Origin of the sequence: Pilimelia anulata, from assembly GCF_014647895.1 — a bacterium.
GTDB classification, from domain to species: Bacteria; Actinomycetota; Actinomycetes; order Mycobacteriales; family Micromonosporaceae; genus Pilimelia; species Pilimelia anulata.
Map to the genome: position 1 here is coordinate 156,118 of NZ_BMQB01000001.1, position 14,448 is coordinate 170,565.

Here is a 14,448-nt window from a genome sequence, read left to right on the forward strand (position 1 = left end):
TGGTCAGACGTTGGTGAATCCGAGGTGGCGGGCGAGGAAGCGGCGGCGTTTGCCGTGCATGCGGTCGAGTAGGGGTACGTGGCGGTCGTGGTAGTCGTGGACCTCGACGTGGCTTTTGCCTGCGGCGGTCTTGCGCATGATTCGCCCGACCCGTTGGATGATCAGTCCTTTGAAGGAGATGGGGCTGACCAGGAACAGCGTGTCCAGGCGTGGCACGTCGAATCCTTCGCCGGCGACTTTGTCGATGGCGACGAGGAGCAGCGGCTCGTCGCTGTCGGCGGCGAGAGCGGCCCGGACGGTTGTCCGTTCGGTTTTGCTGATTTTCCCGTGGAGTTCCAGTGGTGCCAGGCCTTGGGCGCGTAGGCGTCGGGTGAGGGCTTCGATGTGGTCGACGCGGTTGGTGAGCACGATGCTGTTGCGTCCGCGGTGGTGGGCGTCGGTGATGTGCGCGGTGATGAGGTCGTTTCGGGCGCTGTCGGCGGCGAGTTCGCCGTAGATGGCTTGGATGGATGCGCCGTCGGTGCCGGGTTCGTCGGTGGTGAAGTCGGTGGTGTGGACGTCGAGTAGGTGCGGGAAGTGCTGCTCGGCGTCGATTTCGTGGCGTACCGGTCCGCATTGCATGGTGATGATGTCGTCCATCCCGTCGGCGCGGAACGGGGTCGCGGTGAGCCCGATCCATCGCTGGACCCCGACTTTGCGAATGGCGGCTTCAGCGGCGGGGGCGCCGACTGCGTGGCATTCGTCAACGATGACCAGGCCGTAGCGGTCGAGGAGGCCGTTGGGGGCGTCGCGGTGGGCGAGGCTCTGCAGCATGATCAGGTCGACGGTGCCACCGCGTTTGTCTTTGCCGCCGCCGAGGTGCCCGATCGTGGCGTCGCCGAGGTCCAGGAATGTGGTGAGGCGTTCACGCCATTGGGTGAGCAGTTCGGCTTTGTTGACCAGGATGGCGGTGGGCTGTTTGTGATGGGCGATCAACGCGCAGGCCATGACGGTCTTCCCGGTACCGGGCGGGGCGACGAGAACACCGGTTGTGTGGGCGGCCATCGCGTCGACGGCTTCGTCTTGCGTGGGGTTGAGCGCGCCGACGAAGGTGGCGGTGATGGGCGGGTGTTCGGGCAGGGTGGTGGTGATGGTGATGCGGGTTCCGGCGGTCGCGAATAGGCGGATGGCTTTGTCGGCGAGGCCGCGGGGCAGGTGCAGGTGTTTGTTGTCGTCGGTGTAGCAGTGGACGAACCGCGGGGTTCCGTAGGTGGAGAATCGCTGGTTCTGCCGCCGGTAGAACTCAGGGTTGTGCAGCGAGGCGGCGTGTTTGAGGGCTGCGATCATGTCGGGGGCGAGTCGCCCGGTCGGGATGTTGATCGTGGCGTCGGCGCGGGCTCGTAGCTTCTTGGGTCGTTTAACGCCCTTGGCTAGAGGCGGTGGGGCGACGGCGCCGGTGGTGGTGTGGCCGATGTCGATGTCGCCGTACTCGTCGGCGAGTTTGACCACGTCGGCCGGGGTCATTCGCTCGATGCTGGACAGGTAGGCGAACTGGTCTGGGTGGGGCTGCCATGTGACGGGGTCGCAGAACACGGTCTGGTTGTCCCGCCGCCGGGTTCCTTGAAGCGGCAGGGCGATGAGGTTGCCGAACCGGGCTGGGCCTTTAGACCGGGTGGGCAGGAAATCTTGGGCGGGGAAGAACCTGTCGTAGCTGGCCAAGCCCATCTGCGCGCGGCCGGCGATGGTCTGGCGTAGTAGCGCGAATCCGAGTGCCCGGGCGGTGGCCGCCGCGACGGGGGCGGTGAAGAATGTCCACACGTGGGCGCCGTCGCCGGACCGGGAGATTTCCACCGCTGTGGGGATGCCAACGTCAGCGCAGGTCGCGGCGTAGGCGGCGGCGTCTTCGGCCCACGTCCTGCTATCGAAGTCGACGGCCAGCAGTTGGCAGGTGTCGTCGGGCAGCATCGGATACAGGCCGATGTGCAGGTCTTGGCGGGGGTCGTCGCTGCCGCGCAGGTGCCGGTCGATGACCGCGTCGGTGAGCGGCAGGAAGACCCGGTCGGCGTCGTCGCGTTTGGCCCAGGGGTCAGCTTCCGCAGGGCTCCAGCCCTTCTTCCCGGTGCGGGTCGACACCCAGCGTGTCGCGTACACGTCGTTACGGCCGGCGAACAACGCTCGGAATAGGGCGATCTTCATCTCCGGTGGCGAGCCGCGATCAGCGCACGGCAGAGCACCCACGGCCAGGTGTGGGGCGGCCGAGGCGCCGGCGTTCGAGCAGACCGGGACATCTGGCGCGGTGGGCTGGCCGAGCGTGCGTCGGAGTCGATCCACCTCGGCGCGTAGATCACGGTTCTCGGCGCGCAGCTGGTCGATCTCGGCCAGTGCCTGGCTGAGCTGCTGGTGAGTGTCATGGGTGCCGCCCATGTGATTCATCCTGCACTGTCGATAGGTGCAGCGGACGATTGGCCTGTCGTGTCAGCGTGCCGGCGTTGGTCGTCGCCATCTTGATCGAGGTGTCGAAGGGCTTGGCGGGCGGGGTTGAGGAACTGCGTTCCGGCCGCCGTTACGTTCAGACGATCGCCTGTGAGGACAATGATCAAGCCGGCGCACCCCTGTCGGACGCCGATTCGCCCAGTGCGATCCCGTAGGACTTGGCATAGGTACGCAGGGTGGTGGCACTGCAGCCGGCTGCTCGCGCCGCTTGTCGCACAGTTTTGCCGCTGCCGATGAAGTGTTGGTCGAACCATTCGCGGCTGATATTCGCCTTGCGCGGCCGGCTGGGGCTTTGGTGGATTCCGGCGGCGGTCATCGCCGCTCGGACTGTCGTTTGGTCGGCCAGGCAGCGTAGTGCGATGTCCCGTAACGGCAGTTCTTGGTCGTAGTAGAGGCAGCGCAGCCGGTTGGGGTCGAGCAGGGTGTCGTGGTCTGGGTCGTCGGCGAGCCGGTTCCACCATCGCGCTGGCGCGGTTACCTCGGTGCTCTCGGCGAGGAGTTTTATGTGCCCGGGTGGTATGCCGGTGGCGTCGGTGATCCGGGCGAGCGGGCGACCGGCGTCCAGGTGCGCCGTGATCTGGTCGGCGAGGTGGGCGATGTCGACGAGGCGGTAGTCGATCCCGAGCGGAGGTCGATGCGTTGGCAGGTTGGGTGCCCACGTGCAGGGTTCGGAGATGTGGTGAGTGTCGAGGCAGTGGCGTGATTGCTGGTCCAAGAACCGTTGGAGTGCGGTGGGTAGCGCGACGGTGAGTGGGTTGAACCCGTCATAGATATTGATGCCGCAAGGGGGCGCTCCGGTGAGCAGCACGGTCAGGTGCTGGTCGAGGATTCGCAGCTGCAGCCGGCTGGGCGTGGGCCAACCGAGTTGGGAAGCCAGTTCGGCGTATGCGCCGCGGTCGACTGTGGCACCGGTGCTGAACAGGGCGCGTCGACGCCGGTAGTCGATGGCGGATCCGTCGGTGTCGAGTAGGTCCGCGAGTTCGGCGAGCCAGTCGATGGTGATCCGATGCTGGGTTTCGGTGAGCCGGGCCAGGTAGCTACTTATCGCGTTGGGGGCTGCCGGGGCGCCGAGCATGCGCATGGCTTGGGTAGTGCTGACACGGCTGCCGGGCACCAGTGTCAGCGCTGCCAGTGCTGCGCGGGCGCCGCGTGTAGCACCGGATCGGTCTTGTCCAACCGGTAGAAGCGCAGCGGTCCAGGTCGGCCACATCAGCGCGGGCAATGCCGCGGCTCGGTGGACCAGCTCATCCGTGCCGGTGTCGCGTGGGCTGGGATTCGCCGTGCTGGACCGGTAGGCGAGGCGATGATAGGCACGCAGGGTCGGGTCGCATACGGCCAGCACCCGCCGGACCAACGGCGGTTGGCAGCGCAGCCACGGCCTCAGGACACTGTGCGGCTGCTGCCGGCCACTGGCGTTCAGCAGCCATGCCAGCACCTCATCTCCGACTGGTCCAGCAGTGTGCGCGGCGACCGCGACCGCGGTGGAGACCGCGACGGTGTGGGCGGCGACTGGGCCGAGTGAGGCGTACGGTGCGGGCACGACGCCCCCGCAGTCGGCGAGGATGCCTTCGACGATCGCGGGCCTGCTGAGGCCGGAGTGGTTAACCGCGGATAGTGCGCGTGTGGCCAGCTTGAATATGTCGGCCAAGGCGTCTCGGCCCGTCTCTTCGCCTGCGGCCGAGGTGTCGATGAGTTCCGTCACACGACCGGCCGCGGCGATAGTGGAACCGTCGGGTCTGAGTACAACGGTGTCGACCTCGTCGAGCCGCTGACCGCAGACCGGGGTGTGGTGACCGCCCGCTCCGGTACCGGCCGGCGCGGCAGTGCAGGTGCCGGGCACACTGGGCCGGCCGCGGTGTCCTGGACGGTCGGGCCGCACTCGGCGCAGGCAGGCCGGACATTGTTCGGCCAGGATGCGGTGGTGGTGCGGGCAGCACGCGGTCCACGGAAGCCGCCAAGCTAACTGCCAGCGCCCACCATCGCGCAGGCATCGCGGGCAGTAGCGGCTTCCGGCGTGCCGCCGCCACGCCGGTGGATGCTCGAGGACCCGCCGCTGGGCGTTGATCGTCACCGCGACGCCGTCGAAGCGGCGCAGTGTCATCGCCGCCAGGACACTGTCAGGTGTTCCTGTAGCCGCGGTCAACGCGGTGGTCTCCTCGCCGGTGAGGCCGGTGAGCATCCGGCCTGGTTGGCTTCGCGCCAGCCCGAGGTGGTCAAGTAGTCCACGAGAGCAGGTACGCAGCCGGTGGGCATACGCCTCGATCCAGCTGTCGATAGCCTCGCCCTCGATGGGCGCCACCGTGATCGGCAACCGCGATGGTCTCATCGGCCCGGCCGCGCGGTTACCGTCCCGGACTCGATCGCCGCGGCCAACCCGACCCTCGCCTCCTCCGCGGCGGCGTCGTTGGCGACTTGGTCGAGCAGATCGCAGGTGAGGCGTTCGGCGCCGGTGGTGATGGCGCGTCGGCAGCCACGGGTGATCAGCGTCATCAGTGACGCGAAATGGCCCGTGCTGCGCGCGTACAGGTAGTCGCACAGGTCGTCGGCGACCATTCCCGGGTACTTGTCGGCCAGCACCAGCTTCTGCTCGATCGTCAGCAGCAGCCGCCGCCACTGTCGGCGATCAGCGTCAGTGGCGGCCAGGAACGGCGTGAGCGGCAGCGTCGTGGTACGCCGGCTGATCTGCGCGTACAACGCCTCAGCCGGTGACAGTCCCTCTCGCAGAATCCCGCGCGCGGCCACACCAACACCGATGTAGACGAAGGTGACGGGGAACGCGTTGGCCAGGAATTTCAGGTGGTTGGCCATCGATCGGGCGTCGCGCCGACCGACATCCAGGAAGTGGATATCATCAATGATGATCATGGTGGTGTCGAGGGTGAGGACCGCGTCGACGGCGCGGGCGGCCAGGTCGTCGGCGGTGCCGTTGGCCGGTAGGCCGTAAAACCGGCAGATCGCGGCGTTGAGGCCCTTGACCTGCGTGTTCCCGGTCAGTGCCAGGTAGGCCGCGGGCACGCGGGTGTCGCCGTCGTTGGTGACCTCGCCGCCGACGGCGACGTTGCGGCGGTGATAGTCGCGGGCGTAGTCGAGGACCGCCGTGGTCTTACCTAACCCGGGATAGGCGTCAACCAGGGCGGCGGGTTTGTTGCGGTCACCGTCTTGCCGATTCGCTTCCACCACTTCGGCCAGGCCCTCGTGTAACCGAAGCAACTGCGGAGTGCGGATCGGGCCGAGATTGGCGTGCCACACTGCCCGCGCGTCGTCGTACTCGACCCGCGCCGGCGCCGAAAGTTGAGCCAAGGCGGTACGGGTTAGGGTCTGCGGCGCGGTACGTGGCGGCGTGTTGACCATCCGCGACCATCCGGCTAGCCGCGTCAGCGTGTATCGGCGGTCCTGACTGGCTGTCGGCGTGGTCACAGGCTGTCCATCACATCGGCGTAGAACTGGGTAGGCTCGACGGCCGTCGGATTGTCGGCGCTGTCGTCGCGGTGCTCATCGGCGGGTCGCCGAGGCGCCGGCACCACCACCGCTTTGGGTGTTGACCCTTCGACGGTTAGCGCGTCGGTTAAGTCGCCGCTGATCGGCGCCGAGTCGACGGGGTCGATCAGGTGCAGGTCCGGCTGGGCATGCCGCAACGCCATCCGTCGTTCGACCTTGTCCGCCGGTCCGTCAGCGGCCCAGCGCGCCAGCAACTGGCGTACGGCCCGGGAGACGTCCACGAAGCCGTCGCGTCGTACGGCCAGGCTCTTGGCGTAGGCGGCGGCCTCAGCGCTGAACGGCATCCGCAGCCCCGCAGCGTGCTCCCACCACAGCGTGTGCCACACCCCGTCGGCCGGGTCTTGGAAGAACACTCTGCGCACGTCATGCGGATCCACGGCGAACGGCCATCGGCCGGCGTGCGCGCCGGTGAACGGACTGGTCGTGTTGCGGTACTTCACCAACACCGGCCCGTCGTAGCGCATCCGGTCGATGTCCACCCCGTAATGCTGTAGGCGGGTCCACCGCACCTGCAGGAAGTCGTAGACAAGATCCAGGCGGCACGGGACGCTGATGTGCCCGGCGCGGGCCACCCCGTGGCTGTACATGTCCAACGGGCTCAGTCGAAGGCCCGGAATCTGCGGCACCCGCAGGCCAGAATGCGCACGCAGGTGATACACATCGGTGATCCACTCCCGGACGATGGCCTCCAACTCGTCGATGAAGTAGAACGCCTGCGCCTCCACATCCCGACCACGACTGTGGATGTCCGGACCCTTGTAGCCAGGCAGCGCCACCAGCAGACCTTCACCAAGGCTGCGGAACCACCGCTCCAGCGGAGACTTATCCGTCGGCGTCGCCGGACGGGCCGGCTGCAACGACACGCCGAGCTTCGCGCAGGCGCTGCGTACCTGGTTCGACAGGTATACGGCGCCGTGGTCGTAGACGATGGCCTCCGCCGCCACTGATGGCAGTATTCGGCGTCCATGCGCGTCGGTCACCTTCGCCGCGTCGACCAGGACCGTTTCGGGTACCCCGTGGTAGGGCAGCCTCACCCCGCCGGCTTGGCCGCCATGATCTGGCCGCAGCGACTCATACAGAACACCAGCCACATCGGCGGCCTTCGTGGACACCGGCGTCAGCCGCAATCCAGTGATGCACCGGGTGTAAAGGTCCATCGCGGCGGTCAACTCCACCTGCACCCACCGGCACGTCAACGACTCCATCGCGAACACATCCAGTCGGGTGGTGTCCAGCAGCAGATATTCGCCTGGCCTCGTCGCGCGTAGCCTGCCGTACACACCCTTCGGGCGCGCGGCGATGGACCTCTTGCCCTTCGTCGACCCGGTGAACGCGTTGCTGCCACGAGTCAGCTCAGCCAGGTGCGCGTACGCGCTACTACGCGCCGGGACCGGTACCGCACCAACGCCATGCTCTTGTTCCAGTCGCTGCTCGACCAGGTTCATAATCCATGCCCGCGTCGGACGACTGGCCTCCACATGCTCACCCAGCACGTCCCGGCACGCCTGCACCCACCTCGGATCCGCCACGCCCAACGGGCGGCCACCCGTGCCCGTACCCGCCGCGACAAGCCCCACCGGCCCAGCCACCCGGAACTCCGCCAACCAGCGGCGCAGCGTACTGACGCCCACCCCCAGCTCAGCAGCCTTGGCCTCATATCGGGCCAACAGCGGTAGCTTCGGCAGGTACGCCGGCCGCGGCTCGCCCTCGCACGCCAACTCCACACACCCGTGCCGGAACCCGGTCAACACTTCCCGCATATGCGCGGCGAGGTCGTTCAACCCGACCGTCTGCTCCTCGCCCAGCGAACCAAGCACAATCCCAGACGCCGTCATCACCCGCGCGCCCGCCGCGCCGTCAGCATCGACCGAGCCCTCGAAGCGGGTCGCCGGCTGGGACATCAGCCACCCAAGGTCGACCTGCCGGCCGGTGCCATCCTCGGCCAGGAGCACAACCCGACCGGCCGCGATCTCCACCACCGTGAACCGGACACCGTCATGCCACAGCCGAACACCGACCGCCACCTCGGCCCGGGCGGCATCGCCACTCAAACCGACCGCCTCAATACCGACGCGCCGGACAACGGCCTACCCAGATCCGTCAGCACCTGATGCCGCCACAAAGCGGCCAACACCAACGGGCGGACCGACCACCCCTGACCGCCCGCCGCCAGTGCCCGCTCAACCGCGTCCAGCGACGCACCCTCGCCGACCGCCCTACGCACGCGCCGCAGAGCGTCGTCGTCGGCGATCCACGGCCTGCGGTAGCCGGCCAGAAACCGCACATTCTCCAACCGGACCAGATCACAGCCCGACCAGATCTCGTAGCCGAACCCCGCCGCCGTGAACACCTGACGCGGCCACTCCAACGCTTGCGCCACCAACGACTTCGCCAGCCGCTCCGCAGGCTTCACATTCACCACCGTCGCCAGCCCAGCGGCAGTAACCAGCAGGAAATCTGGCACATGCCGCCGCCGACGACCATCCACCACCGCCGTCACCTCACACGGCTGCGCCACGACGTCAACAACATCGCGGTCAAAGTCAGCCATCAGCAGCCGGTCCAGCTCCAACTGGCTCTCATACGGCACATGCCCACCGGTGGTCGCCGACCAATACTCGCCCGGCAAATGCCGCTGGCCCCGCCTCGACCTGGCACGCCGCCACGGCACACACCCGGCGAAGAACGCCGCCCGTACCTCCCCAGCAGGCAGCTCCCGCACAACGGCACGAGCATCACGCACCCGCACCACAGCCTCGAGCACCCCAGACCGCAGACCGCCGGCAGCGCCAGAGGCCCCACGCTCGCCAACAACGGCCATGACCACGACCACATTCGACCAGTAGCCCATCGACCGCACCGGGTGCGACACGCCGTTGGCGTCGGAATCCGATTCCAGTTTAGATAGACCACCACGGCCGCATGTCACCCAGGACCAGGGGCTGTGAGTCCGCTTCAACAGGGATTTCGGCTCCCGGCTAGTTCAACGGCGCCCCGTGCTGGCGCATGAAGACAATCGGATCGACGGCGGAATCGCTGCCACGCCCACCCCGCAGATGCACTTCATAGTGCAAGTGCGGGCCAGAAGCGTTACCCGACGAACCGACCACACCCAGCACCTGACCCGCGGCCACCCGCTGGCCCTCACCGACCGCCGGACGGGTCAACATGTGGCAGTACCGGGTCACCACTTCACCGGCACTCACCAGATCGATATACCAGCCGCACCCACCAATGGACATTCCGCCGTCGCGGTTGCAACCCCACGACGCCGGCACAACCTCGCAAGTCGCCACCGACACGGTGCCAGCCGCAGCCGCACGAATCGGTGTACCACGCGCGGCCCCGAGGTCAACACCATTGTGGTCCGGCCTATCCGCCGTACGGAAACCCGATACGATCGGCGCCGAAACCGGCTGCAGCCAACCAGAATTGCTCGGACTGCTCAGACAGTGCTCGGAATCCGACCCTGGTGCTCGACCTAGCTTGGAACCTACATCGGAGGCGAGTTGGGCGGCTAGGGGTTCCCATTTGGCGTAGGCGTCGGGGAAGGCAGAGCGTTGCACTGCTTGGGCGGCCTGGGTGATGGTGAGGTGCTCCCAGGCGGGCACCTGGATGAGTCGTTGGTAGAACGCGGTGGAGGCGTAGACCGGGTCTACGAGTTGGGCTGGTGTTCCCCATCCTTGGCTCGGGCGTTGCTGGAACAGTCCGAGGCTGTCGTGGTCGACGGCGACGGTGAGGTTGCGCAGGGTTGATTCCTGTAGGGCGGTGGCGATTGCTACCACGCCGCCGCGGTGGGGCAGGCCGAGTCGGGTGCCGACGATGTAGATGATGCGTGCGTTGCCGCGTTGGATGGCGGTCAGGTTGACGGGGCTTGGTCCTGCGCCGCCGGGTTGGGTGGCGCCGCCGGCGGGTAGGCAGGCGGTGCTACCGGGGTCGAGGTCGAGGGCGCCGCTGGCCGCGGCGGTCATGGCGGCTCCGAGGATGAGGAAAATCGGCGATGCTGCGGCCACAAGCGCGGCAAGTCGCACATTCATCGCAGCAGCCTGTCGGACTTCCAAATCCCGGCCATCGCTTTACCCCCCATGCATTGTTGACTAAGCAACTTAATTGCGTTCGTCGCCTCCGAGTCGCCGGCCGGAACACCCTAAGCTGCATGGCCTCATGGATGTCAATAGATGTGCCCTCTTTCAGTTTGGTTCCCTTGGGTGGGGCATCAATTGGTTTTTGGATGGGTGGATGGGGTGCTGTCGGCTGAACGGCTAGGCCGGCTTAGTGGTCGAGATAGGACATCTGGATCGATGGTCTTTATTGGTCATTACCTAGTTGACCCACCCCCGGCACTAGTCCTTACCGTGAATCCCTACATCGTCACTGACCGATGTCTTTGCAGGTCAGGGGGCGAACGCTTGTGTGACGTAAGTCGTCTGCTGCGAAGGATGTCTGGGATGTCGTTGCTGGCCGAAGCGGGGCGGTTGTTGGCGGATGTGCCTAATCCGGGTCCTGTTGATCCGACTGCCGGTTCTAAGGGGGTTGGTCTTCTCATTTCTTACGTGAAGTGGGGGGTGCTGATCGCTTGTGGTGTGGCGGCTTTGGCGTCGGGTGGGTTGATGGCTGTGGGGAGTTTGTCTAATCGGCCGGACAGTGTCGATAAAGGAAAGCGGGCGCTGATGTGGTCTTTGGGTGGGGTGATCGTTGCGGCGATTGCTATCCCGATGATCAATTCGGCGTTTAGTGCGGCGGCTTGACGCCGCGATGAGTGAAAGCTTTCTTAACAGGTCCGAATTCCATCGCCGTAAAGCACTATGGCTGACCCTCGCGGCGTTAGTCGTCGTAGCCATGCTCGCGGTCGGTGCGCAGATGGTGTTCTCCGGTGACCCGGGCCGCGACCCGGCGGCGCAGCCAACGGCGCCGGCCGCAGGAAGCCCGGCGCCGTCAGGCACCGGGCAGCCTGGCGGGTCGCCCGGTGGCGAGCCGTTGAAGTTGGCCCGGGGCGCTCGCACGGAGCGGGATATGCAGCTGGAGTTTCCTCACGACAGGACCGGGGCGGTGTCCGCGGGGATCGAGTTCTGGTCGCAGCTGGGATCGACGCTGGATCCGGAGCGGGCCCGGTGGATCGGGGAGAAGATCGCGGATCCGAGCTGGGAAAACGCCGGTGACGACTTCGCTGAGGGGCCGCGTAACACCCGCCGTGATCTCGGTTTGCCGCTGTCGGGGGCGCTGCCGCAGGGGGCGTCGATGACGTTGGGTCCGGTCGGGTGGCAGGTGCGTGAGGAGAGCGGGGACGAGGTGACGGTGCTGGTGTTGGCGTATGTGACGACCTCGACTTCGCAGGCTGGTGTGCAGCAGCGGCTGGGCGTGTATCCGGCGAAGCTGCACTGGTCGGGTGGTGACTGGCGGATGCGTGATGGCGGCAACGGCGACTACACCAGTTTGGCGGTGGCGCCGGGCACGCCGCAGGCTGCCGCGGCTGGCTGGCAGGACTTCGTCGTATGAGCGCGGTGTTAGCCGCGGCACCGGACCCGTCGTGTGTGCTGCGCCCGCTGGGATGCGCCGGCGACGTGGTCGGCGGGGCGGTGGGTAGCGCGGCCTCCGCCGGTTGGGACGCGGTGGCTCAGTCGTCGGCCAACGGCGCGGTGAAGATGTTGGAGTTCTTCGCCAAGTCGTTCTCGGGGTTCCCGACCGTGGATTTCGGCAACGAGGGCGTGCGTTCGGTGTACGCGATGTGCCTAGGTATTGCTGCGGTGATCGCGGTGTTGACGATGCTGGTGCAGACCGCCCGGACGGCGTTCACCGGCGACGGCAACCCGGTATCGCAGGCGTTCGTCGGGCTGGGTAAGGCGCTGATCGCGTTCATGACCACGTTGGCGGTGGCCAGCGCCGCAGTGGTGGCCTCGGACGAGGTCACCGACGCCATCGTCCGGATCGGGTTCGGTGACTCCGCGGGCCTGCGGGACAAGCTGACGAAGGTGTTCGCGTTCCGCCCGGACATCACGGGCACGCTGCTGCTGGTCTTGGGTGTGCTGGGCATCTTGTTGGTGTTGGCGTTGTGGGTGGAGCTGCTTCTTCGTAACGCCGCGCTGACGTTACTGATCGCGGTGTCACCGATCGCGGCGGTCGGGCAGATGAGCGACACCACCAAGGGGTGGTGGGCAAAGACGGTGTCGGCGGCGATCCAGCTGACGATCCTCAAGCCGGTCATCGCGGTGGCGTTCGTCATCGGGTTGAAACTGTTCGGGCAGGCCGACGCGCTGGGGTCGCTACTGACCGGCATGACCACGCTGACATTGGCCGTCGCGGCGTGGTGGTTGATCGCCCGGTTCATGCCCTTCACCAGTGTCACTGCCGGTTCTGGCGGCGGCCTGGCCGCCATGGTCGGGTTCGGGTCCAACGCGACGAACCGCGGCGGCGGCCCGGCCCAGGGGGTCGACCCGGACCAGTTCTCCCAGGCGGCGGAGGCCCGCACCATGGCCGCACACAGCAGCCGCGCCGGAGCCAGCGCCGGTAAGGCCGGCGCTGCTGCCGGTGCCAGCGGCGCTTCAGGCAGCGGTGCAGCGGCCGGGGCGGGAGCGGCCGGTGCTGCCACCGGTGGGGCGGCGGTGGCCGCGTTCGCGGTCAAGGCCGGCTTGGACGGGGCGCAGAAAACGGTCAATTCCATGGCCAACCGCTCCGAGCAGATGGCCGGCCACGCCGGCCTGGACGGCCAACCCCACGCCAACCCGGCTGGCTACCCCCGTCACGCCTCACCGCAGTGGCCCGGCCACCACAACACACCACCAGTACACGCAGACGAGTTCAGCCCCGACGACGACGGCGGTGATCTGCGGGCTGACCCGGCACCGCCGCCGGTGCGGCGCAACGAGCCGGGGCCGGTGCGCCACCAGCGTGCGGCGCCGAGTTCACCGGTGGAAGAACAGCGGAGTTGGGACCAATGAGCCGCAGACAACGACACCGCGAACCCGAGGCCGGGGCGCGCACCTATTTCGGGTGGCAGCCGGAAAAGGTGGCGTTCCTGTTCGGCATGTCCGGGCAACGCGCGGTCATGCTCGGCGCCGCTGTCTTGACCGCGGTGTGGCCGCTGACCGTGTCGAACCTGAGCGCCGGTCTGGTCGCCTGGCCGATCGCCGCGCTACTGGCCGCCTTGGTGTTCGTTCGGATGGGCGGACGGACCGTCGATGAATGGGCGACCGCCGTGGCCTCCTACGGCAGTGGGCGGTGGCGGGACAAGCACAAGTTCATCTCCGGGCCGTTCAACCCGCTGGGCCGCCACGACCGGCCGAAACCGATCGACCTTCCCGGGGTTCTGGCCCCGATCCAGATCCTCGACGCGCGCATGCCCGACGGCCTGCCGGTAGCGATCTCCTATCACGCCCTGGACCGCACCTACACTGCCGTGGCCCGCGTCCGTTTCCCCAGCCTTGGGCTGGCGGACTCGTCCCGCCGGGAGCATCGGGTGTCTGGGTGGGGTGGACTGCTGGCCGGCCTGTGTACCGAGGGCAACCCGATCAGCCGGGTACAGGCCCTGCAACGTCTGGTCCCGGAGTCCGCGGCGGCGCTGCGCCGCTGGCACGCCGACCACCTGCACCCCGACGCGCCCGCGCACGCTGTCGAGGTCACCTCCGGGCTGCTGGGCACCTCCACCTTGGCGACCTCACAGCGGGAGGCGTATCTGGCGTTCACGATGGACGGCCGCCGCGCCGCCCGTCAGATCAAGAACGCCGGCGGTGGCACTGCTGGCGCCGCCGCGGTCCTCACCCGCCACCTGCGGGCGTTGGGGTCGGCGGTGGCCGGCGCGGATTTGCGGGTGCAGGAGTGGCTTGGCCCGCGAGACCTGGCCGAAGTCATCCGCACCGCGTTCGACCCGGACTCCGTCCAACACTTGTCCGAACGCCGCGCCGCGGCCCGCCGCGATCACAGCAGCGCTGTGGCCGCCGGGGTGGATCCGGGCCTGGCCGGTCCGACAGCCGCGGAATCCTCTGCCGGCTCCTACACCCACGACGGCGGCAAGTCGGTCACCTACTGGGTTCACTCCTGGCCCAAGTCCCACGTCTACTCCACCGTCCTGGGTCCGCTGCTCGGTGAGGGCCACCACCGCAGGTCCATCTCCCTGCACATCGAACCGTTGGGTCCGCGCGAGGCTGAGCGGGAAGTGATGCGCGAGCGCACGGCCCGTTCGGCGGCGGTGCGGCTGCGGCAACGCACCGGGCAGATCATTCCCGAGCACGAACGTGAAGCTCTTGAACGCGCCCAAACCCAGGACGCCGAGCGGGCCTCCGGACACGGGCTGGTCCGGTTCACCGGCTACGTCACCGCCACCGTCACCCGACCCGACGAGTTGGAAGACGCTTGCGCGGCGCTGGAGGCCGATGCGGCGGCAGCCGGGATCGCGCTACGGCGGATGTGGTTCGCCCAGGACATCGGCTTCGCGATGTCCGCCCTGCCGCTGGGGTTCGGTCTGCCCCAACGGCGCTGGTGACC

At 67.6% G+C, this 14,448-nt stretch carries 10 protein-coding genes; 4 read left to right on the forward strand and 6 right to left on the reverse strand.

What is annotated here, in order from left to right:
* Positions 1–3 precede the first annotated feature (3 nt).
* The 6 genes from IEY94_RS00705 to IEY94_RS00730 all read right to left on the reverse strand — a co-directional run bounded on the left by IEY94_RS00705 (position 4) and on the right by IEY94_RS00730 (position 10,007).
* Positions 4–2,403 carry a TOTE conflict system archaeo-eukaryotic primase domain-containing protein gene (locus IEY94_RS00705; RefSeq protein ID WP_189168031.1) on the reverse strand — a complete coding sequence of 800 codons (2,400 nt, stop codon included), beginning with the start codon at positions 2,401–2,403 and terminating at the stop codon, positions 4–6.
* 172 nt (positions 2,404–2,575) lie between these two features.
* The gene (locus IEY94_RS00710) at positions 2,576–4,783 is read right to left on the reverse strand and encodes a TniQ family protein (protein ID WP_189168032.1); all 2,208 of its coding nucleotides are present in this window, start codon (positions 4,781–4,783) and stop codon (positions 2,576–2,578) included.
* Positions 4,784–4,794: 11 nt separating this feature from the next.
* The gene (locus IEY94_RS00715) at positions 4,795–5,889 is read right to left on the reverse strand and encodes an AAA family ATPase (protein WP_229783212.1); all 1,095 of its coding nucleotides are present in this window, start codon (positions 5,887–5,889) and stop codon (positions 4,795–4,797) included.
* Positions 5,886–8,021 (reverse strand): hypothetical protein, encoded by a 2,136-nt coding sequence (locus IEY94_RS00720; protein WP_229783213.1) that lies wholly within the window; start codon positions 8,019–8,021, stop codon positions 5,886–5,888. Before IEY94_RS00720 ends, IEY94_RS00715 begins: the two co-directional genes overlap by 4 nt.
* Positions 8,018–8,821: a TnsA-like heteromeric transposase endonuclease subunit gene (locus IEY94_RS00725; protein ID WP_306341586.1), complete on the reverse strand. Its 804-nt coding sequence runs from the start codon at positions 8,819–8,821 to the stop codon at positions 8,018–8,020. Before IEY94_RS00725 ends, IEY94_RS00720 begins: the two co-directional genes overlap by 4 nt.
* A gap of 127 nt (positions 8,822–8,948) precedes the next feature.
* Positions 8,949–10,007, reverse strand: a complete 1,059-nt coding sequence (locus tag IEY94_RS00730; protein ID WP_189168033.1) for a M23 family metallopeptidase — start codon at positions 10,005–10,007, stop codon at positions 8,949–8,951.
* Between the two features lie 411 nt (positions 10,008–10,418).
* Here IEY94_RS00730 and IEY94_RS00735 point away from each other — a divergent pair, with 411 nt between their 5' ends.
* The 4 genes from IEY94_RS00735 (at position 10,419) to IEY94_RS00750 (ending at position 14,446) form a co-directional block, all read left to right on the forward strand.
* Positions 10,419–10,718, forward strand: a complete 300-nt coding sequence (locus IEY94_RS00735; RefSeq protein WP_229783214.1) for a hypothetical protein — start codon at positions 10,419–10,421, stop codon at positions 10,716–10,718.
* A gap of 265 nt (positions 10,719–10,983) precedes the next feature.
* Entirely contained in the window at positions 10,984–11,466 is a 483-nt protein-coding gene (locus IEY94_RS00740; protein ID WP_189168035.1) for a DUF8175 domain-containg protein, read from the forward strand.
* 35 nt (positions 11,467–11,501) lie between these two features.
* Positions 11,502–12,905: a hypothetical protein gene (locus IEY94_RS00745; protein WP_189168036.1), complete on the forward strand. Its 1,404-nt coding sequence runs from the start codon at positions 11,502–11,504 to the stop codon at positions 12,903–12,905.
* Positions 12,902–14,446, forward strand: coding sequence for an SCO6880 family protein (locus IEY94_RS00750; RefSeq protein ID WP_189168037.1), 1,545 nt, complete (start codon positions 12,902–12,904; stop codon positions 14,444–14,446). The genes IEY94_RS00745 and IEY94_RS00750 overlap by 4 nt, the downstream gene beginning before the upstream one ends.
* The last annotated feature ends 2 nt before the right edge of the window (positions 14,447–14,448 follow it).

What these genes read in the sequence shown, in the direction of transcription:
- IEY94_RS00750 (WP_189168037.1), top strand. Translation starts at nt 12,902, where the DNA reads ATGAGCCGCAGACAACGACACCGCGAACCCGAGGCCGGGGCGCGCACC.
- IEY94_RS00735 (WP_229783214.1), top strand. Translation starts at nt 10,419, where the DNA reads ATGTCGTTGCTGGCCGAAGCGGGGCGGTTGTTGGCGGATGTGCCTAAT.
- IEY94_RS00740 (WP_189168035.1), top strand. Translation starts at nt 10,984, where the DNA reads ATGCAGCTGGAGTTTCCTCACGACAGGACCGGGGCGGTGTCCGCGGGG.
- IEY94_RS00705 (WP_189168031.1), bottom strand. Translation starts at nt 2,403, where the DNA reads ATGGGCGGCACCCATGACACTCACCAGCAGCTCAGCCAGGCACTGGCC.
- IEY94_RS00730 (WP_189168033.1), bottom strand. Translation starts at nt 10,007, where the DNA reads ATGAATGTGCGACTTGCCGCGCTTGTGGCCGCAGCATCGCCGATTTTC.
- IEY94_RS00725 (WP_306341586.1), bottom strand. Translation starts at nt 8,821, where the DNA reads ATGGGCTACTGGTCGAATGTGGTCGTGGTCATGGCCGTTGTTGGCGAG.